The following is a 24,293-nucleotide window of genomic DNA, read 5'->3' on the forward strand; positions in this document are numbered from 1 at the left end:
GCGGAACGAACATGCGCACGGCGGCCACGGCCATAAGCGCTGGTGCACTTGATCAGCAAACGGTAAGGATTCCTTATATTGAGAGCCGGCCGGCTACGCCTTCACTGGTTCCTTTCGACATAACGACAAATCCGTAAGTCCCGTGCCTGGCGTTGCCCGCGATTTAGACAGAATTACGAGGTCGCGAGCCAACACCGGAATATTTGCAGACATTCGTTTATCGGGGATTGGGAAACATGCACAAAAACGAGGAACGATCCGGAAACGGCCAGTACTGAGGCGCGGTCCCGATATTCGGCATAAATGTTGGCAAACCAACCATCTGTATTCTGCTACCTGTGAAGGCAGCCAATTTGTCGAAAAGAGACATAGCATGCAGCTGACAAAATGGTGAACGCCGGTTTATCCACTCAACGAGCGTTCCCTTCTAAAACCGGTTAGTCTTTACGCGTGCGCACAATTCCTGAATCTTCGTGCGTGATCCGGTCTCTATCGGGATCGTGCGGCGCTCTGGAAGCCGGATACGCACGATGCCTCGTGGCGAAGACTGTCTTTCGATTGCCGTCACAGAGTCCGCTCCGGTGACGCTAACAAGGAGACTGGGATGCGAGGTGCTGGCGGTGCGTTTGTCCCTTTGCTGATTGCAACGCTCGCGCTTTCCGCTTGCGAGGCCCCAACTTCGGGCTCCACCTTTACGCCTGCACAGGCGCAGCAGGTGATGGTGGTCGAGCTCGGTGTCGTTGAAAACGTGAGGCCCGTCTCGATCCAGCCGGGCCCGACCGGCATTGGTGCGATAACCGGCGGCGCGCTCGGCGGTATCGCGGCAGGCAGCAACATCGGGCGCGGCACGGGTTCGGTTGCGGCGGGCATCGGCGGCGCCGTGCTGGGCGGCGCGGCAGGCAATGCCGTGGAGCAGCGCGTCACGCAGCGTGCGGGCCTCGAAATCGTGGTGCGTCTGGATTCGGGGCAACTGATGTCGGTGGTTCAGGATGCGGATCAGCAGTTCGTGCCGGGCGACCGTGTGCGTGTCCTGCTCGGCAACAACTCGGTGCGCGTGACCCGATGAAGTGAACGCAGGTGCGGTTGGTCTCTCGATAACGCGAAGTTCCGGACAAAGCGAGGAAACCGATGGCCGATACCGGGCAGAAGATGAGTCGCGTGCAGTTGGCCGCTGCACTTGACCGCAATGCTAGCCGGGGGCATGGCGGGCGCCGCGATCGGCAGTTGTGTTGGCAACGTTTCGTACTGGGTGCCGATCAAGGCCATGCGGGGCGTATTTTTCCCCGCTTTCGGCTACAGCAACACGGTCACGACTATCGTCGTGGCTTCGATTGGTATCCGGCTGTTTCCCTTTCTCATTCTGCGCGGCGTGAAGCAGGCCGCTTTCATCAACACCATCGCGACGTTCGCCACCCGGATCATTTCGATCCGGGTGTTCATCGTCTAGCACTTTTCGTATTCAGGTACGACGCCTTCCGATGTCCCTCGAGCGGTGCGCGGAGAACGTGCGCGTGATGGGCTAGCGCTTGAATCGTTTTGTTTTCGGATGGATACCCCGGCGCGCCCGGCAAGGCGGCAACAAGGCGCGAAGTCATTTCAGGGTGGACGCGGGCAGCCGCTCCAGGGATTCAGAGGAATACGCCAGTGTGTGCGAATCATGCTACGGGTCGAGCGGTTTCCCTGCCTTTGGCCGTGACGCTGTCTGCGCTGCTGTGCGTATTGGCGGCAGGCTCACTGACCGGCTGCCGTAAAGGCGAAGAAGCGCCGGTGACGGAGGTCCGCCCGGTACGCGCCGTCAAGGTGGAAAAGCAGGAGGCGGGAACCACCATCTCCTTGACCGGAAGGTTGCAGGCGCAGGCCGAGATCAATCAGTCGTTCCGTATCGACGGAAGAATGACGTCCCGCAACGTCGATGTCGGGGACCGCGTGCGGGCGGGCCAGGTGCTGGCGCGGCTCGACCGGATGAACGAGGAAAGCAGCCTGCAGTCCGCGCGGGCGCAACTGGCCGCGGCCCAGGCACAAGCCCTGGAAGCGCGCACCATGTTCACCCGCATGCGCGATCTGCTTGCGGAGCATGCCGTGTCGCGTGCTTCGTTCGAACAGTCGGAAGCCATGGCGAAGATCACCCAGTCGCAAGTCGATTCGGCGCAGTCGTTGGTCAGCATCGCACAGAACCGGCTCAGCTACACCGATCTGGTTTCCGACGTTGCGGGCGTGGTCACGGCGCGCGGGGCGGAGCCGGGCGAGGTGGTTCCGGCTGGCCGCATGGTCGTGCAGATCGCTCGCGAAGGCGCGGTGGATGCCGTATTCGATGTGCCCGCCGCGATCAAGGATGTCGCGCCCGGCAATCCCGACATTGTCATCGCGCTTGCCAGCAACCCTGAGGTCACCGCCGTTGGTAAGGTGCGCGAAGTATCGCCCCGGGCCGATCCGGTGACCGGAACCTTTGCGGTCCGGGTTCAAGTTCTCAATCCGCCGGCTGCCATGCGCCTTGGTAGTACGGTCATTGGCCACATGACGCTGCAGCGCGCGCCGGCCATCGAAATTCCCTCGAGCGCGCTGATCCAGCCCGGCGGCAAACCGGCGGTCTGGGTGATCGATACGAAGACGGGGACGGTTTCGGTGCGTGAGGTCGAGCTTCAGGCGTATGGCGAGGACCGCGTTCAGGTTTCCCAGGGCCTCGCCACCGGCGACGTGGTCGTGACTGCCGGTGTTCAGGCATTGCGGCCGGGACAGAAAATTAACTGGACCGAGGCTCCCAGGTGATTGGCCCGAATCTCTCCGAGTGGGCGCTTTCGAAGCGCCCCCTGGTGGTGTTCCTGATGATCGCCGCACTGGTGGCGGGAACGCTGTCATTCTTGCGGTTGGGGCGTGCCGAAGATCCGGTCTTTACCTTTCGCACCATGATCGTGGCCGCCGCGTGGCCGGGCGCGACAGTCGACGACACCCTGTCGCAGGTGACCGAGCGGCTCGAGCGCACGTTGCAGGAGACCCGCCATCTCGATCGCATACGCAGCTATACGACAGCGGGCCAGACGACGATCTTCGTCGATCTTCTGCAATCCACGCCGCCCTCCGAGGTCCAGAACATCTGGTACCAGGTGCGCAAGAACGTGGACGACATGAGGCTAACGCTCCCGGCCGGCACACTCGGGCCGTTCTTCAACGACGACTTCGGCGACACCTACGGCATCATCTACGGCTTCACCGCCGACGGCTACAACATGCGCGAGTTGCGCGATCACGTCGAGGCGATCCGCTCGCGCCTGCTGCTCGTGCCCGACGTGTCGAAGATCGAGGTGCTGGGCGCGCAGGACGAACAGATCTACATCGAGTTCTCGACCACGCGTCTCGCGGGCCTGCGCCTGGATTACCCGACCATCGTCGCGGCATTGAGAGCGCAAAATCTCATCAGGCCGACCGGCGTCCTGCAAACCGGGCAGGAGCGGGTGTTCTTCAGGGTGACGGGCGCCTTCGATTCGGAACGCGACATCGAGGATGTCAACCTGGTGCTCGGCGGTCGCATCGTTCGCCTCGGCGACATCGCCACGGTGAGACGCGGCTTCGCCGATCCTCCGCAGCCGATGTTCCGCGTGAACGGCAAGCCGGCCATCGGTCTCGCGATTGCGATGCGCGATTCGGGCGACATCCTCGCGCTCGGCCACAACCTGAAGGCCGAGATGGCCGACGCCACCGCGAACCTGCCCGCCGGCATCGAGCCGTTCCTCGTCGCCAATCAGTCGGATACTGTCGATGTCGCAATCAACGACTTCATGGCGTCGCTCTGGCAGGCCATCATCATCATTCTGGTGTGCAGCTTCCTGAGTCTGGGGGTGCGGCCCGGGACGGTGGTGGCGCTGTCGATTCCCCTCACGCTCGCGATCGTATTCGCGATCATGGACGCCGTGCATATCGACCTGCACCGGGTGTCGTTAGGGGCCCTGATCATTGCGCTGACCCTGCTGGTCGACGACGCCATGACCACGGTCGACGCCATGATCAACCGGCTCGCCGCCGGCGACAGCAAGGATCAGGCCGCGACGTTCGCGTACCGCACGCTGGCCGCGCCGATGCTGATCGGCACGCTCGTGTCGATCTCCAGTTTCGTGCCGATCGGCTTCGCGAAGAGTTCGGCGGGCGAGTATACATTTTCCATTTTTGCGGTGGTCGCCATCGCACTGCTCGCGTCGTGGTTCGGCGCGGTGATTTTCTCGCCGCTCGTCGGCGTGGTGATCCTGAAAGCGCCCAAGCCGGAGAAGGAGCCGCGCAAGCCCGGCAAGATGCTCATGGCCTATGACCGCTTTCTGCGTGGCGCGCTGCGGCTAAAGGGGTTGACGATCGCCATCACGCTCGCGGCGTTCGTGGTGTCGATCTTCCTCGTGCGGTTCGTGCCGCGGCAGTTCTTCCCCGCATCGGACCGGCCCGAACTCACGGTGGATCTGACCTTGCGCCAGAACGCGTCGATCCACGCGACCGAGGCGCAAGTCGCGCGGCTCGAAGCCATGTTGAAAAGCGATCCCGATGTCGATCACTTCAGCAGCTATGTGGGCCGCGGCGCCGTGCGCTTCATTCTCACGCTCAATGTTCAGCTGCCCAATCCGTTTTTCGCGCAGATCATTGTGGTCGCGAAAAATCTCGAAGCACGGGACCGGCTGCAATTGAAGCTGGAAAAGACGCTGAGCGACCAGTTTCCCGGCATCGTCGCGCGCGTGTCTCCGCTGGAACTGGGGCCGCCGGTGGGGTGGCCGCTGCAGTATCGCGTGTCGGGCCCCGACCCGGCGCAGGTGCGCAGGACCGCACTCGATCTGGCCGCTATCGTGGGTTCCGACGAGCGCGCGCGCCACATCAATTTCGACTGGATGGAGCCGGCCCGGCAGATCCGCATTCACATCAATCAGGATGAGGCGCGCCAGCTCGGCGTGAGTTCCGCGGCGCTGGCCGCCATCATGAACACCGTGATTACCGGCACGCCGCTTACGCAAATACGCGACGACATTTACCTCGTCAACGTCGTGGCGCGAGCGCAGGAGGAGCAGCCGCTGACGGTGCAGTCGCTGAGTACGTTGCAGGTGCCCACGCCGAGTGGCCGGATGGTGCCGCTCAGCCAGTTCGCGACGTTCACGGAGGAGCAGGAGTCGCCGCTGGTATGGCGGCGCAACCGTGTTCCGACGCTCACGGTGCGCGCCGACGTGATGCATGGCACGCTGCCGGACGATGTCGTCGCCACGCTCGCGCCGAAGATCGCCGAGTTCAACGCGAAGCTGCCCAAGGGCTACCACGTCGCGACCGGCGGCATCTTCGAGGAAAGCGCGATTTCACAAGCGTCGGTGTTTGCCGTAATCCCGGTGATGATCGTGCTGATGCTCACGACCATGATGGTGCTGCTGGTGAGCTTCAAGCGGCTGGCCATGGTGGTCTCGGTGATGCCATTGGGCCTGATAGGCGTGGTGCTCGCGCTGCTGATCTTCAACCGGCCGCTGGGTTTCGTCGCGATTCTGGGCATTCTCGCGTTGATCGGCATGATCGCCAAGAACGGGCTGATCCTGATCGTGCAGATCGAGACCTATCGGCAAGAGGGGATGGGTGTGCTGGAGGCCGTGGTTGCCTCGGGCACTTCGCGCATACGGCCCATGATGCTGACCTCGATCTCAACCGTGCTCGGCCTGATCCCGATCGCGCCCACCGTGTTCTGGGGCGCCATGGCCTTCGCGATCATGGGCGGGTTGCTGGTGGCGACGCTGCTGACCCTGGTGTTCCTGCCGGCGCTGTACATGGTGGTGTTCGGCAAGGAAGACCGGCCGGCATCGCATTCGGGTACGGCGAGCGGGGCGGTGTAAGCCGCGTGGGGCGGATTCCCTCCGGGGCCTCCGCCGTGTTCGCGCTCGCTGGTTTTCCATAGAGGAGGCGCATCGTTCATGAGCCCACCATCGCTGCGTGCTTTCCTGCTCGACTGGCGTTCGCATTGGCGCGTCGCGCTGGCGCGCGCGCTGTGTTTTCTGGCGCTTTGGTTCATTCTGATGCCGAGCGTAAAGCCGGCCGATCTCGCGTGCGGTCTGATCGCGACGTTCATCGCGACACAGATGAGCCTGCGTCTGCAGCCTCCCGCCGCAGGCATGTTGCGCCTCGGCGCTTTACTCATCTTCGCGCCGCATTTTCTCTTGCAGTCGCTGCTCGCGGGTATCGACGTAGCGCGCCGCGCATTGGACCCGCGCCTGCCTTTGCGGCCGGGCATCGTGGTCTATCGTGTCGGCTTTCCGCCGGGAACGGCCCGCAATGGGTTCGCCATCATCACAAGTCTCTTGCCAGGGTCGCTTCCGGTAGACGAGACCGCCGACGGGCTCGTCTACCACTGCCTCGACATTTCGCAGCCCGTTGCCGAGCAGCTGGCCGACGAAGAACGGCGCCTCGCCGGTGCTTTGGTGGGCGCTTCGGTCAGCGGTGAACGTCATGGCTGACGTGCTCATTGCCGTTTGCGCGCTGGTGCTGCTGATGGTGGCGGTGGGCTTGTTGAGCGTGCTGCGCGGGCCCACGCGCGCCGACCGCATGATGGCCGCGCAACTGTTCGGCACGGGAGGAATCGCGGCCTTGCTGCTGGTCGGCACGGCAAGCGGCGTCGAAGCGGTCGTGGATGTGGCGTTGACGCTCGCCGTGCTTGCGGCGTTCGCCTCGGTGGCCTTCGTCAAGGCCGATCGCCAGGCCGAAGGCGAGATCGCGAAGGAGGACCGGAAATGAAAACCGCAGCCGACGTCTTCACGATCGTTGCCATGCTGGCCGGCGTTTTCTTCTTCGTGGCCGGTACGGTCGGGCTGTTGCGGTTCCCGGACACGTACACGCGGCTGCACGCGTTGACCAAGGCCGACAATCTGGGCCTAGGCATGGTGGTGCTGGGCCTCGTGCCGCAGACGGGCCATATCGTGATCGCCCTCAAGCTGATCGTGGTCTGGCTGCTGGTAATGCTGACGTCGTCCGATGTGTCGCAGCTCATCGCGCGCGCGGCGCGCCGGCAGGAGGAGGGCCGATGATCTCCGCCATCTCCTTTGGCATCGGGATTCTGCTGCTGGCGCTCGCGCTATGGACCGTCGTGGTGCGCGATACGTTCGCCGCGGTCGCCGGGTTCATTCCTTATGGCCTGCTGCTCACGCTTGCGTGGCTCGTGCTGCGCGCGGTCGACGTCGCGTTGACCGAAGCGGCGATCGGTGCGGGTTTGACCGGCGCGCTGCTGATCCGCGCGGCTTCGCGGCTGCAGCCAACGGAAGCGGCAGCCCAGGCCGAGGAGCCGGGTCTCGCAATGCGTGTCGCGGCAGGAGCCGCCGCCACGGGCGTCGCCGTCGTGATTGCCGCTTGCCTGTGGAACTTGCCGGACCCCGCGCCAACGCTCGCGCCCGAGGTGGCGCAGCACATTCAGGCGACTGGCGTCGGCAACCCGATCACGGCGGTCCTGCTGTCGTTCCGCGCGATCGACACGCTGCTGGAAGCGATCGTGCTGCTGCTGGGCGTGGTCGGTGTCTGGTCGCTGGCGCCGGACCGCTTCTGGGGAGGCAGACCGGGACTGGCGCAGGTGGTGAGCCCCAACGACATTCTGGTGTATCTGGCGCGTGTGTTGCCGCCGATAGGCGTCGTAATCGGCATCTATATTTTCTGGGTCGGCGCCGATCATCCGGGCGGCAAATTTCAGGGTGCCACCGTGATTGCCGCAATGTGGCTGCTCGTCATGATGTCCGGTCTGCGCGATGCGCCGCCGATCAGCCGGCGCTGGTTGCGCGCCGTGCTGATCCTCGGGCCGGCCGTGTTCATCGCGCTTGGCCTGCTCGGCGCCGTCATGGCGGGCGCGTTGCTGGCGTACCCCGACGGCCGGGCGAAGCTGTGGATCATCATCATCGAAGCCGCGCTGCTGCCTTCGCTTGCCGTGACCCTGGTCCTCCTGCTGGTCGGGCCACCCCAGCGGCCGGAGGTGAGCCCATGAACGTCTCGCAGTTGTTCGGCCTGACCGCCGCCGCCCTCGTGGGTCTCGGCCTGTACGGCCTGATCGTCAACCCGCAGCCCCTGCGCAAGGTGCTGGCCTTCAATCTCACGGGCAACGGCGTTTTTCTGGCCTGTGCGGTGATCGCGCATCGTGGCGCTGGCGCCGGCATGTCCGGCGATCCGGTGCCGCAGGCGCTGTTGATCACGGCGATCGTCGTGTCGTTCGCCGCTTCCGCGCTGGCAGTCGGGCTCATGCTGCGCCGGTTCTCGGAAACGGGCTCGAATTCGCTTTCGGCGGACGGCGATGCTGCGTCGGGTCAGGCGCGCAATACGGAGGCCACGTGACGACGCTCGCGCCCGCGGCGCAGTCGACGCCGGGCGGCCTGCTGCTCGCGCTCGCCATTCTGTTGCCGTTTGCCGGGATGATGGCGGGTCTCGCGCTCGGCGGCCGCCTCGCGCAACGTGTGGCCTGGGTGACGATTGCCTTGGGTTTCGGCGTCGTGCTGGAGATTGCGGCCAGGCTGCTGGCCTCGGGCGACGCATTGCGTTATCTGCTGGGCGGCTGGTCGCCGCCACTGGGCGTCGTGCTGCGCGCGGACGGCCTCTCGGTCTGCATGATGGTGGTGGTCGCCGTGGTGGTGGGCGCGGTGGCCATCTACGCGAATGGCGATTTCGGCACGCCGTCCGGCACGAGCGAGGCGCGCGCGCCGCTCGCATTCTGGCTGCTGCTGCTCGCGGTATGGGGGGCGCTCAATCTGGTCTTCGTCAGCGGAGACATTTTCACGCTCTACGTCGCGCTCGAACTGCTGACTTTTGCCGGCGTTCCCCTCGTGTCCCTCGATGGTCGCGCCGAAACGCTACAGGCCGCGCTGCGTTATCTGCTGTACGCGCTGATCGGTTCGATGCTGTATCTGCTGGGTGTTTTTCTGTTGTATGGCGCCTACGGCACGCTCGACATCGCGCTGCTTGCGGCGAGGATCGGCGCTCAGCCGCTGGCCTGGACTGCGTTGGCGCTGATGACAGCAGGCATGCTCGCCAAAACCGCGCTTTTTCCGCTGCATCTGTGGCTGCCGCCAGCGCACGCGGGCGCGCCCGCCGCCGCCAGCGCGCTGCTGTCCGCGTTGGTCGTCAAAGGATCGTGGTTCGTGGTGGTGCGGTTGTGGCTCGATGTCTTCGCCGGCATCGTGAGCGCATCCAGCGCGCAACTGCTGGCGGGACTCGGCGCGATGGCGATCCTCTTCGGCAACGTGGTGGCGCTGCGCCAGGCGCGCCTGAAGCTCCTGATCGCTTACTCGACGGTCGCGCAGATCGGCTACCTGTTCCTGCTGTTTCCGCTCGCCGCGCAGCACGATGGCGCCCGCGCCGTCACGGGCGGCCTGTTGCAGGTCATTTCACACGCTAGCGCCAAAGCGGCCATGTTCCTCGCGGCGGGGCTGATCTATAGCACGCTGGGTCATGACCGCCTGGCCGACCTGCGCGGCGCGGCCCGCGCCTTGCCCATGACGTTGACGGCATTCGCGCTGGCCGGCGCGACGTTGATCGGCTTGCCGCCTTCGGGGGGCTTTCTGGCCAAGTGGCTGCTGATGTCGGCGGCGCTCGCGACGGGGCAATGGTGGTGGGCGCTGGTGATGCTGGCGGGCGGCCTGCTCACGAGCGTCTACGTCTTCATGGTGGTGGTGCGCGCGATGGAGCCCGCCGCGCCCGGCTGGTCGCCGCAACGGCGGGTGCCCCGTTACCAGCAGCTCGCGGTGCTCGGCCTCGCAACGTGTTCGTTCCTGCTTGGCCTCGCCGTGCTGCTGCCGGTCGACGTGGCGCAGATTGGCCGCACCGTGATGCCGCAGGCGGGGTTGCCATGAACATGTCCCAAGGTCTGCTCGCCGCCGCCATCGGCTTGCCATTGCTGATGCTGCTGCTTTGCGCCTGCGCGCCTGTTCGCAGGCGCTTGCCGTCGTGGTTCGCGATCGCTGCGCTGCCTGCGCTGGCGGCGGCAGTCGGGGCGGGGCAGAGCGAAACGCTGACGCTCGGCCACAGCCGGTTCGCCCTGCGTTTCGCGCTCGATACGCCGGGCGCGTTGCTGCTCGGCACGGCGGCGCTGTTGTGGTTCTTCGCCGGCATCTACGCCGCGCGATATGTACGCGGCCGCGAAGATATCGATGGGTTTGTCGTCTGCTGGTTCATGGCCTTGACCGGCAGCGTGGGCGTGTTTTTGACGGCCGATCTGCCTGGCTTCTATCTGATGCTGGCGGTATTGAGTGTCGGCGCCAGCGGGCTGGTGCTCCAGGGCGACGGACCCGAAGCACGCTATGCGGGCGCACTCTATCTTGGCGTTGCCTTGCTGGCCGAGGCCTTCGTGCTGGGCGGGCTTGTCCTGCTGGCACAGGCTACGCCCGGCGGCAGCCTGCTGATTCGCGATGCGGCTGCCGCCTTGCCGGGCTCGCCATGGCGCGATGCCACCGTGCTGTTGCTGCTGGTTGGCCTCGGCATGAAGGCCGGGATGGTGCCGTTGCACTTCTGGATGCCGCACGCCTATCGCGCTGCGCCCATTCCCGCGGCGGCGGTGCTGAGCGGCGCGGTGGTCAAGGCCAGTGTGATCGCATTGGTCCGCTTTCTGCCATTCGCTTCGAACAATGCATGGCCGCAGTTCGGCATTCCGTTCGCGGCGCTGGGCATGTTCGGCGCGTTCTACGGCGTGGCAATCGGCATCACCCAGTTTCAGCCGAAGGTCGTGCTGGCGTACTCGAGCGTGAGCCAGATGGGCTTCCTGATGGCCGTGATCGGCATGGGGCTGGCCGCTGGCGATCCCGCCACCGTGCTGGCGGCCGCTTACTATGCCGCGCACCATCTGCTCGTGAAAGGCACGCTGTTTCTGGCCGTGGGCGTGGTCGCGTTGACGGGCGCCGGATCGTTGCGCCTCGTGCAGGTGCCCACGGCGATCGTCGCGCTCGGCCTCGGCGGCTTGCCGTTGACCGGCGGCTCGCTGGCCAAATACGCGGCCAAGGATCTGCTGTCCGGCGATCTGGCCGGCATGCTGGCTGCGGCGTCTTCAGCCGCAACCACGTTGCTGATGCTTCATTTCGTGCGCTGTCTCGGCGCGATGGGCACGACCCATTACAACGCGCGCGCTCCGGGGCCGCTCAGAGGCGCGTGGCTCGCAATGGTGGTGGCCTCGCTGGCCGTTCCGTGGGTGCTGTATCTGCGTATCCCGGTCGGCTCGCTACCCGAAGCCCTGGCTCCCGCGGCGCTGTGGTCCGCGCTGTGGCCGGTACTCGTTGGCGCGGCGCTCGCGATTGGCTGGAGCCGATGGGGCAAGACCGTGCCGTCCGTGCCCGTGGGCGACGTAGGCGGCCTCTTGCGCGGACTGCAACGAGGCGGCGCGCAGGCCGCACGAATCGCGGTGTGTACGGATGCATTCGTGCGTGGGTGGTCCGTGTCGTGTCTGACGCTATTGCTCGCAGCGCTGCTGTTCGGTGGCCTGCTGGCGGTGGCGGCATGATGTGTGTGGCGCAAACGAGCGCACCGCCTGCGCCTATGCGACGCGGTCGCAGCAGAACCTGGAGTACGTCATGAGAACGCGGATGTGGACTGCGATACTTGCCGCCGCTACCAGTTGCCTGGTCGGCTGCTTTAGCGTGGGCCCAGATTACAGCCGCCCCGAGGTGCCGGTGCCCGCAACGTGGCGGGTCGATTTGCCCGCGGCCGAAGCCGTCGTGAACACGGCATGGTGGGAACAGTTCGACGATCCGGTGTTGAACGATCTGATCCAGGCCGCGCTGGAGGGCAATCTGGATGTGCGTGTCGCTGCGGCGCGTGTCGACCAGTTCATCGGCCTGTTGCGCTCGGCGCGCTCGCAGGGTCTGCCGCAAGTCGGTTATGGCGCGAACGTGAGCCGCAACCGGACTAGCGAGGTCGGGATGCCCCCGCTCTCGCCGTTGCTCGATCCCGTATTCAATCTCTATCAGGGCGCGCTGTCCGCTTCCTGGCAAATCGACCTGTTCGGCCGGGTAAGACGCCTGACCGAAGCCGCACAGGCGCAGGTCTATGCCAGCGAACAGGCCCAGCGCGGCGTCGTGCTTTCGCTCGTGACAGGCGTGGCGACCAGCTACATCACACTGCGCGGACTCGACCGGCAACTCGAAATCGCGCGGGCCACGGCGAATAACTTCGGCGAAACGTTACGCATTTTCGAGCTGCGCTATCGCAAGGGCCTCGTTTCCCAGACGGAGCTTTCGCAAGTGCAGTCGCAGTACAAACTCGCGCAGTCCACGATACCGGCCATCGAGCAGCAGATTGCCATCGTGGAAAACGGCATTTCCATTCTGTTGGGGCGCAATCCTGGGCCGATTCCGCGCGGCAAGTCGGTGAGCGAGCTGGTGCTTCCCGTCATTCCTGCCGATCTGCCGTCGAGTCTGCTCGAGCGGCGGCCCGATATTCTGCAAGCCGAACAAAATCTGGTGGCCGCCAATGCGAATGTCGGCGCCGCGCGGGCGCTTTACTATCCGACCATCTCGCTAACCGGTGCGCTCGGTTCGGTCAGCACGGCCTTCGGCGACTTCCTTTCCGGGCCCGCGGCGCTCTGGTCGATTGCAGCGGGTGTGACCGGGCCGATCTTCACGGCGGGCGCGATTGGCGGTCAGGTGCAGTCGGCCGAGGCACAAAAGCGCCAGGCAGAACTGATCTACAGGCAGACCGTGCTGGGCGCGTTCAACGATACCAACAACGCGCTTGTCAGCTCACAGAACACGATCGAGCAGACCGGGCTTCAGCAGCAGCGTGTCGACGCGTTGCGCGAATACGCGCGCCTCTCGAGCCTCAAGTTCGAAGATGGCCTGATTGGCTATCTCGAAGTGCTGATCTCCGAAAACGACCTGTTCTCCGCCGAGCTCACCCTCGCCAGCCTGCAGGCCTCGCGCTATAACCAGGTGATCAGCGTGTATCAGGCCATGGGCGGTGGCTGGGTGGATATCGCCGATTCGCATACGCCCGTGTCCCTGAGCGCCGAACGAAAGGTGAGCGCCCCGCAGGGCAGGTGAATTCACACAGGCTCCCGTGACATGGTCGTGCGTTCATGGAAGTACGCCGTATGGCTCGCCGCCGCGTCGTTGCTATTGCTCTGCGGCTGCGCGACGCGGCCCGTGAACCCGCCGATCATTCAGTACGACCCGCAGCAGTTGAGCCCGTTCGACCGGCTGGAAGGCAACCGGCCCGGCAGGCAGGACATGGTCATTCTGGCCTTCTCCGGTGGCGGAATGCGTGCGGCGGCGTTTTCCTATGGAACGCTGGAGACGCTGCAGCGTATCGAAGTGACGGGCGCGTCGGGCGAGAAAATCCGCTTGCTCGATGAGGTGGATCTGATCACCGGCGTCTCCGGCGGCAGCTTCACCGCGCTGGCGTACGGGCTTTACGGCAAGCATCTGTTCGACATCTACGAGGACCGCTTTCTCAAGCGCAACGTACAGCGCGAACTCGTCGCCCGGATCCTGAACCCGGTGAACTGGCCCGCGCTGGCTTCCGCGCGCTGGAGCCGCTCCGAGCTGGCGGCAAAACTGTACGACGAAGTCCTGTTCAACAACGCGACATTCGCCGAACTCGAGCGCAAGGGCGGTCCGATGATCGCGGTCAGCGCAACGGAACTGACGACGGGGTCGCGCGTCGTGTTTCTCCAGCAGAACTTCGACGTCATGTGCGCGGATCTCGGTCCATTCAAGCTTTCGCGCGCGGCGGCGGCGTCCTCTGCCGTGCCGGTGGTTCTGGCTCCGATTACGATCAACAACTACGGCGGCACGTGCGGCTACGAAGAACCCGAGTGGAGTCACGCGCTTGCCAGAGCCGGCACGGTGCAAAGATCCGCGAGCCGTATCCTCAATCGACTGCAGGATTTGCGCGAAATCGTCGACTCGACCGAGAACCCGTATTTCCATCTCGTCGATGGCGGCATTTCCGACAATCTGGGGCTCAGGGGCGTGCTGGACTTCATCGGAACATTCGAGGCGCTCCACGAAGCCGGCCAACCCGCGCCGCTCGACAACGTACGCAGACTGATTATCTTCGTCGTGAACGCGGCGTCGTCGCCTTCGACCAGCTGGAACCTTTCCGAACGTCCACCGGGCGCAATCCGGACGCTTGTCCAGGCCGTTGGCGTGCCGATCGATCGATTTTCCAGCGAATCCATCGAGCTATTGCAGGACATCAAGGCGCGATGGGCGCTGTTGCGCCAGATCCGCAACTCCGAGGCGTTCAGGGACAACAAGGACCCCGCGCTGGCCCGGGCCGTGGAAGCGCCCGACACCGATATCTACGTGGTCGACGTGTCATTCGATGCACTGGCCGACAAAGCCCAGCGAGACGGCCTCAATCAATTGCCGACTTCACTTGCGTTGCCGGACGAGGCAATCGATCGCTTGCGCAACGCGGCGAGCACGATCATCCTGGCCTCCCCGCAATTCCAGGCCGCCCTCAAGGCGGCAGGGGCGCGCATTGTCGACCCGCCTGAGACCGGCAAGGTCGAATCGGGCAGCGTGCCGGCCGCGAACAACAAGGCGGATGTGCCGTAGCAACGCCCGGCGCCCCAGGACGGCGATTCGCCGAAAAAAGCGCGAATCTCCCATACTGTGTTCTGAAGCTGCCTCCGAGAGAAAACCAATGCTACGCACGTCGCTGAAGGTAATAAAAATAGGTGTGTCGATTCTGGTCGTGCTCGCGCTGCTCGCATTGGGATTGCGGGCGTGGTCTTCGCTGCGCGGCCCGGACCTGTCGGTCTGGCACACCTACGTACCGCGCGAGATGACCGTCGAAGACATGGACGCCGGCGACTGGAATGCGTACATGCGGGAAGAGTCGCGTCTTTTCGAGGATGTGCGCGTCAACGTCGTCGAAAAGGTCAAAGCATCCGAACGTGTCCCGTCGAACCGCTACTACGAAGGCTCGCCCATTTATCCGGAGCACTTCGCTCAGGACTGGAACCGCTCGTACATACTGGAACCTTCAGGGCCGCCGGTCGGTGCGGTGGTGCTGCTGCACGGCATGACGGACTCGCCCTACAGCTTGCGGCACATCGCGCGCAACTATCGCGACCGAGGCTTTGTCGCGATCGCCATCCGTTTGCCTGGACACGGAACCGTGCCTGCGGGACTGACCAACGTCACCTGGCAAGACTGGGCAGCGGCAACGCGGCTCGCGGTGCGCGAAGCGCGCCGGCGCGTGGGCCCGGACAAGCCGCTCGAACTGATCGGCTTCTCGAACGGCGGCGCGCTCGCCCTGCAATATGCGATGGACGCCATCGAGAACCCCGCGCTCACGCGTCCCACCCGGCTCGTGCTCATTTCGCCGATGATCGGCGTGACCCGTTACGCGCGGTTTGCGGGCCTCGTGGGCCTACCCGCGGTGTTGCCTGCATTCGCGCGGGCCGCCTGGCTCGGCATCGTGCCGGAATTCAACCCCTTCAAATACAACTCGTTCCCGGTGAACGCAGCGCGTCAGTCCTGGCTGCTTACCAGCACCATCCAGGACCAGATGGCGAGGCTCGAACGCGATAACCAGTTGAGTGCGCTCCCTCCCGTACTGACGTTCCAGTCGGTGACCGATTTCACGGTCAGCACGCCTGCTGTGATGTCGTCGCTGTATGACAAGCTTCCCGCAAACGGCAGTGAAATCGTGTTGTTCGACGTGAACCGCAGCGTGAGCTTCAGAACCTTCCTGCGCGTCGCGTCCTATTCCGCGCTCACGCGGTTGCTGCGCATCGGGCCGCAGAACTATCGCACCACGGTCATTGCCAACGCGTCACAGGATTCGGCTCATACGGTCGAGCGCAGTGTCGATGCCGGCGGTGTGGAAACTCATGTTCGGCCTTTGGAGATCGACTATCCGCCGGATATTTTTTCGTTATCGCATGTGGCGATTCCATTCCCCGTGACGGACGCACTCTACGGCATCAAGCCGGGCGACGACGAGAACTTCAATGTCAACCTGGGTACGCTCGCGCCGCGCGGAGAGCGCGGCACGTTGATTCTGACGCTCGACTCGATGTTCCGGATCGCATCGAATCCGTTCTTCCCGTATCTCCTGCAACGTATCGACGAGGGGATCGGCAAGATGCCCCCTCCTGTTGTCGATTCGCCGAAGCGCACTCACGAGACCGCTGCCGGGAAGCCGGAAGACCCCGCAGAGGAGTTGAAGGAACTCGAGCAGGCCAGCGGCGATTACGACGAGCCGTAACCGATCCAGCCAACCTTGTTACCGGGCCCGGATTGTCCGATCATACGGGGAGGGTGCGCAAGCGCCTGTCGAGTGTGACGTCATACCCGGAGACGAGCTCCGTGAACATTCCCCGATTGCTGCTTGGCAGCATCCTGCTGTTCGTAGCGGGCACGGTGTTGCAGCTGGTATGGCCGCTCGCGCAGCCAGCGTCCTATCACCACTTCGCGGACCAGCGCGCGCTGGGCTCGATACCGCATGCGGCGGACGTGCTGTCGAATCTCGTCATTCTGGCGGCCGGGGTCGCCTGCCTCGGCTGGGCGCAGCGAAACGCGTACCCGCAGAACCGGCAGCCGCCAAAATTCCCCGGCATGGTCGTCGCCGGATTCGGGCTCGTGCTCACCGCAATCGGGTCGGCCTACTATCACTGGGCGCCTTCCGACGCGACGCTCGTCTGGGATCGCCTACCGATGACGATCGTCTTCGCCGGCATCCTGGCGATGCTCTGGACGTCGAACACCGGGCAGCGTGTGGGCTGGGTACCGTTGCTGATCATGGTTGCCGTGTCGCTAGGCACGATCGCTTACTGGCTCGCGCTCAACAGCCTGTGGCCATACGCGATCCTGCAGTTCGGCGGCCTCATGTTCATCGTCGGCCTGACGCTCACGCGCAAGGTGGACAGCGTGTTGGGCTGGACAATGGTGATCGTTTTCTACGGGGTGGCGAAGATCTTCGAGAGCCTTGACTGGCAGGTGTGGGAACTCACGCATCATGTGCTCGCCGGACATGCGCTGAAGCATGTGTCGAGCGGCCTCGCCGGTGCCGCGCTGATTCTGGTGGCGAACGCCGCACCGCGCTTCGCGGCAGGCACGGTCGCACCGCAGGCAGCGATCGACCATTCCCGCACGCCGCGCTGACGTGTCCGGCCTGCAAAGTTTCAGATAGCCGCCACGATAGCGCTGAATACGAAGCGAAAGTCTACTGCCGCGACGCCACCCGCAAGAACGCAAACACGAGTGCGAGCACAACGACAATCACGCCCGTGGCAACGACCAGACGATCGGCTAGCAAGCGGCGCATGGTGGTTCTCCTACACGAAGCTGTAGCGTTCGGAGTGATACCGGGCAATCGGCACCTTCATGTTGCCCAGCGCGGTTTCGATGGCGTCCATCATGACATCCGGCCCGCAAATGAAGTACTCGTGATCCGTGTACTCCGGCGGCAGGTGACGCCTGAACAGGTCCGCGTCGATGCGGCCGGTTTCGCCGGTCCAGCCCGGGTGCGCCTCCGAGAGAACATAGACGACCTTCAGATCGAGCCGCTCCTTCAACGCGTCCAGCTCTTCGCGGAACGTCAGCGATTCCCAGTCCTTGCTGCCATAGAGCAGCACCAGCGGACGCTTGTCGCCGCGGTCGGCGAGCGTGCGGATCATGCTCATCATCGGCGTGATGCCGATGCCGCCCGCGATCAGCACATGCATATCCGTCGGATTGCCGATCGTGAACGCGCCATACGGGCCGTCGAGATACACGCGCTGCCCGGCCGCGACCGTTTTGACAGCGCTAGTGAAGTCGCCGAGATTGCGAATCGTCATTTCGACGCGCCCGTCCGGCGCCTGGGCGCTCGACGAGAACGAAAACGGGTGCCCGGTGATGCGAAAGGGGCTGGCCCATAGCGTCAGCCAACCGAACTGGCCCGGCTTGAAACGAAACCCCGCGTGACCGTCGGGCTGCATGACGAGCGTGGTGGTGTCGCCGCGTTCACTGCGCACCTCGACGACGCGATAGGGCCTGCGCAGCATGAAGAGCGGCTTGACGATGCGCACATAGAGCAGCAACGCGATCCAGAAGATCGTCATGCCGATCCACAGAATCCGTTTGAACGGATCGGTAAGGTAAAAGCCCCAGCCGACCATGTGCAGCATGCCCGCGCCGATTGCGGTCAGCGCGAGCACGATATGCGACCGATGCCACGTCTCGTAGCGGATTTTCAGCTGCTTGCGCCACAGGGCGGTTACCACGAGCACGACAAGCGCGCCGATCGACAGGACTGCGAAGCGGGCACCCCAAGGGATATCCCGGATGGAGTCCGGCATCGCGAGCGATTCCGAGCGGATGGCGATCAGGATCAGAGGATGCGCCGCGACGAGACCCACGGCCAGCAGCGAGACACGCCGATGAAAGTGATAGATGACGTCCTCGCCCCACGGTTCAGTGACGTGCCGAAAGCGGGCGGTGAGGCCGAATTGCAGACCCATCATCGCAAGACCGGAATAGCCGAGCGCAACCGAAAACTCCGTGCCGAAATTGCGCGCGGGAGGCAGATTGCCCGCGAGCAGCGCGAAAAGCGGGGCGAGTATGAAGAGCAGATAGATGGCCAACCAGATGGCTTTGCGCACGAGATCGCGAGCCTTCATGAAACCCCCTCTACGCCAGGTTTGCTACGCACTGCTCAAATGCAGGTGGTCAGCAACAGCGCGGGCCCAAACGTGATGACGGTGGCGGCAAGCGCCGCGATCAAGGTCCAGATGACAACGCTATGCAGGAAGGTGCTGATCGGCTCGGGACCGGGGTCGCGCCGCGCGGCCGCACGATAGCGCCACAGCCAGCCGATCGCGACGAGATGCGCGAGCAGCACGATCACGAGGCTCAGGCGCAGCGGGCCTGCCGGCCAGCCGAATGCGCAACCGATCGCGTGCAGCGCATACAGGATCACGAGCGCAAGACACCAGATCGTGAAGCCGACGGCGAGCCACCACAGCCGCCGTGGTGCAAGCGGGTGCCCGTTCATGGCCGCGCTCCGAGCATCGCGACGAGTCCGGGCAACGCGAGCACGAGGCCGAGCGCGATGATCGCCGTCACCGTTGTGTAGTCGAGCCACAAGCGCGACAGGCGCAGGTCGGTGAATCGCCGCGGGGAGATGAAGCCCGCGCGCAAGCGCAGCAGGTTGCTGACGAGAAAAAGCAGTCCGACGCCGGCATGCAGTGCGATGTAGGCGAGTAGCGCGGCAGCCGTTGCGCCGAGCGCATGCGCGCGCGGATCTGGCGTGACGCCGGAGATCAACGCGACGTCGGCGGCTAGCGCCACCAAAAGTGCGAGTGCGGCAAGCACGATCCAGCCATACGGTTTGCCACCCGCCGTGGTGGTGCGCAGCGAGCCGCGCGCGGCTGCCGACGCGACGGCGAGCCCCGCTATCGTGAGGAGTACGAGCAAACGGCTCGGCTGCGGCGTCGCGGCAGCGGGCCAGTTTGGCGCGGCGATCCAGAGATAGAACGTACCGAAGATCAGCGAAGTGAACAGGGTGCCGTTCGCGACCAGAGCGCAAACGAGCGCAAGCCACGACGGCGCGCTCGCCACTTCCGTATGCGGCGGCACGCTGACGCCGTGGCCCACCGGCAGCGGACCATAGTCGCGCGGCAGTCCCGCGCGCTGTCCGGCGAAGACGAACATGCCGAACGTCACGAAGGCGAGCCCGGCCGATAGCAGGTAGAACTTGAACAGCATCGCGAGCACCGCGGCGCCCGTTACGAGTGCGGTGAATAGCGGTAGATACGTCGCGTTCGGCAGCACGATCAATTGGTCGGGTTCACCCGACGTCATGTGTACGCCAAGCGTTTCCTGCCAGCCGTTGCGCGTAAAGCCGAGATAGCCTTCACCGCGTGCGAGCGACACGGCAAGCTGGCCCGGGCCGATGCCGTCCGTCTGGGCGCCCACACGCGGCAGCGAAGCAAACGCGTAGGGCGCGGGCGGGATCTGCATGGCCCATTCGAGCGTCGTCGAATCCCACGGATTACGCCGCACGCGTCTGCCGAAGCGCAGTTGCACGACGATGTCGATCGCCACCAGCGCGAAGCCGATCGTCATGATGAATCCGCCGACCGAGGAGAGCAGGTTGAGCCAGTTCCAGCCTTCGTCGCCGCTATAGGTGAAGATGCGCCGCGGCATGCCGAGCAGGCCGGTCAGGTGCATCAGGAAGAAGGTCATGTTGAAGCCGATGAAGACAAGCCAGAAGGCGGGCAGCGAAAGCCTGTGCACGGCAGTGCGGCCGGTCAGCAACGGGAGCCAGTAGTAGAACGCGGCCAGCATCGGGAAGGCAAGGGCGCCAGCCACCACGTAATGCATATGCGCGACGACGAAATAGGTGTCGTGTGCCTGCCAGTCGAACGGCACGATGGCGAGCATCACGCCGGTCAGGCCGCCCGCCGTAAACACGAAGAAAAAGCCGAAGATGTACAGCATCGGCACATCCCAGCGCGGCCGGCCGTGCGACAGCGTGGCGAGCCACGCGAAGAACTGGATCGCGGTGGGCACCGCGACGATCGCCGAGCCCGCCGAGAAGAACGCCAGCGCCAGATGCGGAATGCCCACCGTGAACATATGGTGGACCCAGATGCCGAAGCTCAGGAACGCCAGCGCGATGATCGCAACGACAATGGTCCGGTAGCCCACGAGCGGATGCCTTGCGAACACCGGGATGATCGTCGAGAGCACGCCCGCCATCGGCAGGAAGATGATGTAGACGTCCGGGTGGCCGAACAGCCAGAACAGGTGCTGCCAGAGCAGTGGATCGCCGCCGCGGCGCGGGTCGAAGAACGGCAGCCCGAACGCGCGCTCGACCTCGAGCATGATCGAGCCGAGGATCAGCGGCGGAAAGGCCACGATCATCATCATGGCCGTCACGAGGATGTACCACGCGAAGATCGGCATGCGGTCCAGCGACATGCCGGGCGCGCGCATCTTGAGGATCGAGACGACGATCTCCATCGCGAGCGAGAGCGCCGATATTTCGACGAAGGTCACGCCGAGCAGCCAGACATCGGCGTTGATCCCCGGCGTATACACGTTGGAACTAAGTGGCGTGTACATGAACCAGCCGCCGTCGGGGGCGACATGCATGATGAGCGCCACGGTCAGGATCGTGCCGCCGAACAGGTAACACCAGTAGCCGTAGGCCGTGAGCCGCGGAAACGCGAAGTCGCGTGTGCCGAGAATCTTTGGCGTGATGTAGACCGCGAAACTTTCCACCATGGGAATCGCGAACAGGAACAGCATCATCGAGCCATGCATCGTGAAGACCTGGTTGTAGGTCTCCGCGTCCATGAAGGCGGCATGCGGGCTCGCGAGCTGCACGCGCGTCAGCATGCCGAGGACACCCGCGATCGCGAAGAACACGAACGAGGTGATCATCATGCGCATGCCGATCACGGTGTGGTTCACGGAGGAGAGCCGCTGGACACCCGGGCCCGTGGCCCATATCGCGGCAAGCTGGCGGTGCAGCCGCAGCGCGTTCATGCCGTGTGACTCAGGCTCGACCGGCACGCTCATTTCTTCACCTCCCCGCTGGCGGCCGCTTCTTTGAGGGCGGCGGAATAGTCTTCGGGACGATCGACGATCACCGCGAAGTGCATGCCCGCATGGCCGAGACCGCAGAACTGGTTGCACAGGCCTTCGTACTGGCCCGGCTGATCGGCCTCTACGCGCAGGCGCGTTTCATGCCCGGGGATCGCGTCGATCTTGCCGGCAAGGCGCGGAATCCAGAACGCATGCACGACGTCTTCGCTCGTGACGACGATGTCGACGGGCGTGCCGGCGGGCAGGTGCAGCACGTTCTTCGTTTCGAGGCCGCCTGCATCGGGATAACGGAAGGTCCAGCTCCATTGCTGCGCAATGGCCTCGATGCGCGGCGCGGTGCGGCCCGGCAGCGGCAGCAGCCGTTCGCCCGCATAGAGCGCGTAGCCGATCAGGGGAATCAGGATCGCAGCCGGCAGCACAAGGCCGCCCAGCACGATCCAGCGCGCGGGCGACACCCCCGAGCCCCAGCCCGGTCGCCGGATGACGAGGAAGAACAGCGCGAGCACGAGTGCGAACAGCACGGCCGCGCCCACCAGCATGACCCACCAGAGCCCGGCGATCGAAGCCGCGGCAGGCCCGGACGGCGAGAGCGTCGAGAGTGGACCGGCGCAGGCGGACAACGCGGCGACCAATCCGGCTTGGACCAGCACACGCAAGACACTATGATGGCTTGAGGTATCACGCCTTCGTCGCAGGGAGGATTGACCATGGCAAAGAAAGACGATTCCGGATCTCAAGGCCACAGCGAAGTGATGCTCGAGTTGTTGCGGCTCGATGCAGGCTCGGTCGTCGCGCTCGTCGGTCACCCGATTCACGTGATGATGGTGCACTTCCCGATTGCATTCGTGGTCGCCACGCTGGGCGTCGATGTCCTCTACTGGTGGTCGGGCGATCCGTTCTGGGTGAGGGCGGGTCTTTGGGCCGCCGGCTTTGCGTTCTGGAGCGGCGTGGGGGCCAGCCTTGCCGGTACGGCCGAACTGCTGCTCGTGCGCGGCATCCGCCTGAGGGAAGCCAGCTGGTCGCATGCCGTGGCCGCCATGACGCTCCTCGCGATCGCGGGCGCAAACTGGGGCTTGCGCCTTCTCTATCCCGCAGAGGTGCTGCCGCACGGGCTCGCGCTGTCGGTCCTCGCCACGGTGATGACGGGCTTCGCCGGCTGGCATGGAGGCAAGCTCGTGTTCGATCATGGCGTTGGCATTCTGGTTTCCCCGAAGGACTGATGCATCCAGCGGGAGAGCCCGCCGGGCTCGAACAGGTGCGGGGCGAACATGCTAGAGGGGATGTGCGGCTTGGCGAGTACGACCCAGATGATCGCGACGATAACAAACACATAAGCGGTTGCGAGAGCAATCGACGCAAGGCGGCTAAAGTGTCCCTCGGGCAGAAAAAGCTGGTGGAGCACGAGGCCGGCCAGAACATGCAGCATCGCCATGATGCCGACGAACACCATCTTCACCGTGAACCATTCAACGAACGTGGCCTGCAGGAAGATCAGCGCCGTGCCGCTTGCGATAGCGACGAAGGCGGCGGGTGAGGTCAGTTCGACATAAACGAGCCTCGTGATGCGGTGCAACCGGTCGAGTTCCGGCCCGACCGGCAGCGTGCGCCGCTGCCAGAACAGGAACGGCAGCACGATGAGGCCGCCCGACCAGATCGCGATCGCGGCCAGATGGATGAACTTCAGGACAGTTGTCACAGTGCGGGCTCCCCGGCGCGCAGCGAGGACCATGCGATCCAGAGTCCAGCGGCGAGATAAGGGGTCATCGCGAGCACCCACATCAATAGTCCGGCCAGTTGCTGATCGGCGAGCGGCGTGAGTCCCCACGCGGCAGTGCTGGCGAAATGCACCACGTAGAGCGGACGAGGAGAAAAGACGATCAGGGCGCCGAGCAGGCCCATCTGCCCGATCGTCGCGACCAGCGCCATCAATGCGACGCCGGTCTGGACTTGCGGAGAGAATATGCTGCGCCACATCAACCATGCACTCCCGAGCAGTGTGGCTTGCATCAGCCAGTAGGCGGGCACGGTGGCGAGGCCCCACGTATAAAGCCCCGGGGCATGCCAGAGCCAGACGATGACGGCATGTGCGGCGACCACCGGCACGAGAGGAGGCGAGGGAATGCGCGGCAGCGGAAAGGCTCGTGCCAGCAAGGGCGCGACGGCGGCGATGAGGATGATGTGGTGCGTGACTCGCGCCGAGAACAACGCTGACGACAGCGCGCAAAGCGGCGAGACGAATACGACGACCATGAGCGCGAGCGCGAGCCAGGCGGCGCGTGCATCGGCGCTGCGCCCGCGGGCAATGACACATGCCAGAGCCGCAAGCGCGGTGAGCAACAACGGATCGGTGTTCCAGCGCAGCCACAGATCTTCAGGAGTGCCTGCGGGGCCGCAGTAGGCGATCAGTGAAGCTGGCATGACACGCTGCCCTCCGGATCTGAATCGTACTGTAATGTACGTCTAGCCGTTGGTGTGACAAGACCTGCGAGGATGCTCACGATAGTAGCAGACGAAGGCTTCGTGAGCTGCGCCGCGCGGACATTGTCACGTTAGTCCATGCTGTTCCGACGTCGCGAGTAGCGTATGCCGGGGATATTCGGCGCAGGCTTTGCCCATCGTATGAAGGCTATTCGACGCATGCCGGGCGTGCATCCATTGAGGTTCGTTGATTCTGCTAGCGAGGTTCACAGCATTTGCCAGGCGAACTCATCGATGTCCTAAGTAGAGCGTGCCGTGCTCGGATCGAACTTCATGTTTTATTTAACATAATGCAAATTATCGAAGTTTTTG

General features: G+C 64.4%; 22 protein-coding genes. 16 read left to right on the plus strand and 6 right to left on the minus strand.

What is annotated here, in order from left to right:
* Positions 1 to 604 precede the first annotated feature (604 nt).
* The 15 genes from U5A58_RS23430 (at position 605) to U5A58_RS23500 (ending at position 17,069) form a co-directional block, all read left to right on the plus strand.
* The gene (locus U5A58_RS23430) at positions 605 to 1,066 is read left to right on the plus strand and encodes a hypothetical protein (RefSeq protein WP_321963207.1); all 462 of its coding nucleotides are present in this window, start codon (positions 605 to 607) and stop codon (positions 1,064 to 1,066) included.
* A gap of 111 nt (positions 1,067 to 1,177) precedes the next feature.
* Complete coding sequence (locus U5A58_RS23435; protein WP_321963208.1) at positions 1,178 to 1,447, plus strand: hypothetical protein; 270 nt, start codon at positions 1,178 to 1,180, stop codon at positions 1,445 to 1,447.
* A 245-nt stretch (positions 1,448 to 1,692) separates the two neighbouring features.
* Positions 1,693 to 2,766, plus strand: a complete 1,074-nt coding sequence (locus U5A58_RS23440) for an efflux RND transporter periplasmic adaptor subunit (protein ID WP_321963237.1) — start codon at positions 1,693 to 1,695, stop codon at positions 2,764 to 2,766.
* Positions 2,763 to 5,837, plus strand: coding sequence for an efflux RND transporter permease subunit (locus tag U5A58_RS23445; protein ID WP_321963209.1), 3,075 nt, complete (start codon positions 2,763 to 2,765; stop codon positions 5,835 to 5,837). The genes U5A58_RS23440 and U5A58_RS23445 overlap by 4 nt, the downstream gene beginning before the upstream one ends.
* Positions 5,838 to 5,915: 78 nt before the next feature.
* Positions 5,916 to 6,455, plus strand: coding sequence for a Na+/H+ antiporter subunit E (locus U5A58_RS23450; protein ID WP_321963210.1), 540 nt, complete (start codon positions 5,916 to 5,918; stop codon positions 6,453 to 6,455).
* Positions 6,448 to 6,732, plus strand: coding sequence for a monovalent cation/H+ antiporter complex subunit F (locus U5A58_RS23455; protein ID WP_321915816.1), 285 nt, complete (start codon positions 6,448 to 6,450; stop codon positions 6,730 to 6,732). Before U5A58_RS23450 ends, U5A58_RS23455 begins: the two co-directional genes overlap by 8 nt.
* A complete protein-coding gene (mnhG, locus tag U5A58_RS23460; RefSeq protein ID WP_321915817.1) occupies positions 6,729 to 7,022 on the plus strand; it encodes a monovalent cation/H(+) antiporter subunit G in 294 nt (97 codons plus the stop codon). Before U5A58_RS23455 ends, mnhG begins: the two co-directional genes overlap by 4 nt.
* Positions 7,019 to 7,963, plus strand: coding sequence for a hydrogenase subunit MbhD domain-containing protein (locus U5A58_RS23465; protein ID WP_321963211.1), 945 nt, complete (start codon positions 7,019 to 7,021; stop codon positions 7,961 to 7,963). Before mnhG ends, U5A58_RS23465 begins: the two co-directional genes overlap by 4 nt.
* Complete coding sequence (locus tag U5A58_RS23470) at positions 7,960 to 8,307, plus strand: NADH-quinone oxidoreductase subunit K (RefSeq protein WP_321963212.1); 348 nt, start codon at positions 7,960 to 7,962, stop codon at positions 8,305 to 8,307. The genes U5A58_RS23465 and U5A58_RS23470 overlap by 4 nt, the downstream gene beginning before the upstream one ends.
* Positions 8,304 to 9,818 (plus strand): complex I subunit 5 family protein, encoded by a 1,515-nt coding sequence (locus tag U5A58_RS23475; RefSeq protein WP_321963213.1) that lies wholly within the window; start codon positions 8,304 to 8,306, stop codon positions 9,816 to 9,818. The genes U5A58_RS23470 and U5A58_RS23475 overlap by 4 nt, the downstream gene beginning before the upstream one ends.
* Positions 9,815 to 11,455, plus strand: coding sequence for a proton-conducting transporter membrane subunit (locus U5A58_RS23480; RefSeq protein WP_321963214.1), 1,641 nt, complete (start codon positions 9,815 to 9,817; stop codon positions 11,453 to 11,455). Before U5A58_RS23475 ends, U5A58_RS23480 begins: the two co-directional genes overlap by 4 nt.
* 70 nt (positions 11,456 to 11,525) lie before the next feature.
* A complete protein-coding gene (locus U5A58_RS23485; protein WP_321963215.1) occupies positions 11,526 to 12,992 on the plus strand; it encodes an efflux transporter outer membrane subunit in 1,467 nt (488 codons plus the stop codon).
* 21 nt (positions 12,993 to 13,013) lie between these two features.
* A complete protein-coding gene (locus U5A58_RS23490; RefSeq protein WP_321963216.1) occupies positions 13,014 to 14,513 on the plus strand; it encodes a patatin-like phospholipase family protein in 1,500 nt (499 codons plus the stop codon).
* Between the two features lie 88 nt (positions 14,514 to 14,601).
* Complete coding sequence (locus tag U5A58_RS23495; protein ID WP_321963217.1) at positions 14,602 to 16,173, plus strand: alpha/beta hydrolase; 1,572 nt, start codon at positions 14,602 to 14,604, stop codon at positions 16,171 to 16,173.
* A gap of 101 nt (positions 16,174 to 16,274) precedes the next feature.
* Complete coding sequence (locus U5A58_RS23500; protein ID WP_321963218.1) at positions 16,275 to 17,069, plus strand: hypothetical protein; 795 nt, start codon at positions 16,275 to 16,277, stop codon at positions 17,067 to 17,069.
* Between the two features lie 173 nt (positions 17,070 to 17,242).
* Here the strand turns inward: U5A58_RS23500 and U5A58_RS23505 are convergent, their stop codons facing one another.
* The 4 genes from U5A58_RS23505 to coxB are packed head-to-tail and all read right to left on the minus strand — an operon-like array spanning position 17,243 to position 22,123.
* Entirely contained in the window at positions 17,243 to 18,568 is a 1,326-nt protein-coding gene (locus U5A58_RS23505) for a ferric reductase-like transmembrane domain-containing protein (protein ID WP_321963219.1), read from the minus strand.
* 35 nt (positions 18,569 to 18,603) lie between these two features.
* On the minus strand, positions 18,604 to 18,942 hold the full coding sequence (locus U5A58_RS23510) for a hypothetical protein (protein WP_321963220.1): 339 nt from the start codon (positions 18,940 to 18,942) through the stop codon (positions 18,604 to 18,606).
* Entirely contained in the window at positions 18,939 to 21,476 is a 2,538-nt protein-coding gene (gene ctaD, locus U5A58_RS23515; RefSeq protein WP_321963221.1) for a cytochrome c oxidase subunit I, read from the minus strand. The genes U5A58_RS23510 and ctaD overlap by 4 nt, the downstream gene beginning before the upstream one ends.
* Positions 21,473 to 22,123 (minus strand): cytochrome c oxidase subunit II, encoded by a 651-nt coding sequence (gene coxB / locus U5A58_RS23520; protein ID WP_321963222.1) that lies wholly within the window; start codon positions 22,121 to 22,123, stop codon positions 21,473 to 21,475. The genes ctaD and coxB overlap by 4 nt, the downstream gene beginning before the upstream one ends.
* A gap of 87 nt (positions 22,124 to 22,210) precedes the next feature.
* On the opposite strand from coxB, the gene U5A58_RS23525 reads away from it, so the two are divergent.
* Positions 22,211 to 22,723: a DUF2231 domain-containing protein gene (locus tag U5A58_RS23525; RefSeq protein ID WP_321963223.1), complete on the plus strand. Its 513-nt coding sequence runs from the start codon at positions 22,211 to 22,213 to the stop codon at positions 22,721 to 22,723.
* Here U5A58_RS23525 and U5A58_RS23530 read toward each other — a convergent pair.
* Both U5A58_RS23530 and U5A58_RS23535 read right to left on the minus strand, forming a co-directional pair.
* Positions 22,687 to 23,199 (minus strand): CopD family protein, encoded by a 513-nt coding sequence (locus U5A58_RS23530; protein ID WP_321963224.1) that lies wholly within the window; start codon positions 23,197 to 23,199, stop codon positions 22,687 to 22,689. The two genes, U5A58_RS23525 and U5A58_RS23530, sit on opposite strands and share 37 nt — an antisense overlap.
* Positions 23,196 to 23,921, minus strand: a complete 726-nt coding sequence (locus tag U5A58_RS23535) for a cytochrome c oxidase assembly protein (protein ID WP_321963225.1) — start codon at positions 23,919 to 23,921, stop codon at positions 23,196 to 23,198. Before U5A58_RS23535 ends, U5A58_RS23530 begins: the two co-directional genes overlap by 4 nt.
* Positions 23,922 to 24,293 lie beyond the last annotated feature (372 nt).

Origin of the sequence: Paraburkholderia sp. J7, from assembly GCF_905220155.1 — a bacterium.
Taxonomy (GTDB): Bacteria; Pseudomonadota; Gammaproteobacteria; order Burkholderiales; family Burkholderiaceae; genus Paraburkholderia.

Excerpts from the sequence above, each read along its gene's own strand:
- U5A58_RS23430 (WP_321963207.1), top strand. The coding sequence starts at position 605 with ATGCGAGGTGCTGGCGGTGCGTTTGTCCCTTTGCTGATTGCAACGCTC.
- U5A58_RS23450 (WP_321963210.1), top strand. The coding sequence starts at position 5,916 with ATGAGCCCACCATCGCTGCGTGCTTTCCTGCTCGACTGGCGTTCGCAT.
- U5A58_RS23455 (WP_321915816.1), top strand. The coding sequence starts at position 6,448 with ATGGCTGACGTGCTCATTGCCGTTTGCGCGCTGGTGCTGCTGATGGTG.
- mnhG (WP_321915817.1), top strand. The coding sequence starts at position 6,729 with ATGAAAACCGCAGCCGACGTCTTCACGATCGTTGCCATGCTGGCCGGC.
- U5A58_RS23465 (WP_321963211.1), top strand. The coding sequence starts at position 7,019 with ATGATCTCCGCCATCTCCTTTGGCATCGGGATTCTGCTGCTGGCGCTC.
- U5A58_RS23470 (WP_321963212.1), top strand. The coding sequence starts at position 7,960 with ATGAACGTCTCGCAGTTGTTCGGCCTGACCGCCGCCGCCCTCGTGGGT.
- U5A58_RS23480 (WP_321963214.1), top strand. The coding sequence starts at position 9,815 with ATGAACATGTCCCAAGGTCTGCTCGCCGCCGCCATCGGCTTGCCATTG.
- U5A58_RS23485 (WP_321963215.1), top strand. The coding sequence starts at position 11,526 with ATGAGAACGCGGATGTGGACTGCGATACTTGCCGCCGCTACCAGTTGC.
- U5A58_RS23490 (WP_321963216.1), top strand. The coding sequence starts at position 13,014 with ATGGTCGTGCGTTCATGGAAGTACGCCGTATGGCTCGCCGCCGCGTCG.
- U5A58_RS23495 (WP_321963217.1), top strand. The coding sequence starts at position 14,602 with ATGCTACGCACGTCGCTGAAGGTAATAAAAATAGGTGTGTCGATTCTG.
- U5A58_RS23505 (WP_321963219.1), bottom strand. The coding sequence starts at position 18,568 with ATGAAGGCTCGCGATCTCGTGCGCAAAGCCATCTGGTTGGCCATCTAT.
- U5A58_RS23510 (WP_321963220.1), bottom strand. The coding sequence starts at position 18,942 with ATGAACGGGCACCCGCTTGCACCACGGCGGCTGTGGTGGCTCGCCGTC.
- ctaD (WP_321963221.1), bottom strand. The coding sequence starts at position 21,476 with ATGAGCGTGCCGGTCGAGCCTGAGTCACACGGCATGAACGCGCTGCGG.
- U5A58_RS23525 (WP_321963223.1), top strand. The coding sequence starts at position 22,211 with ATGGCAAAGAAAGACGATTCCGGATCTCAAGGCCACAGCGAAGTGATG.
- U5A58_RS23535 (WP_321963225.1), bottom strand. The coding sequence starts at position 23,921 with ATGCCAGCTTCACTGATCGCCTACTGCGGCCCCGCAGGCACTCCTGAA.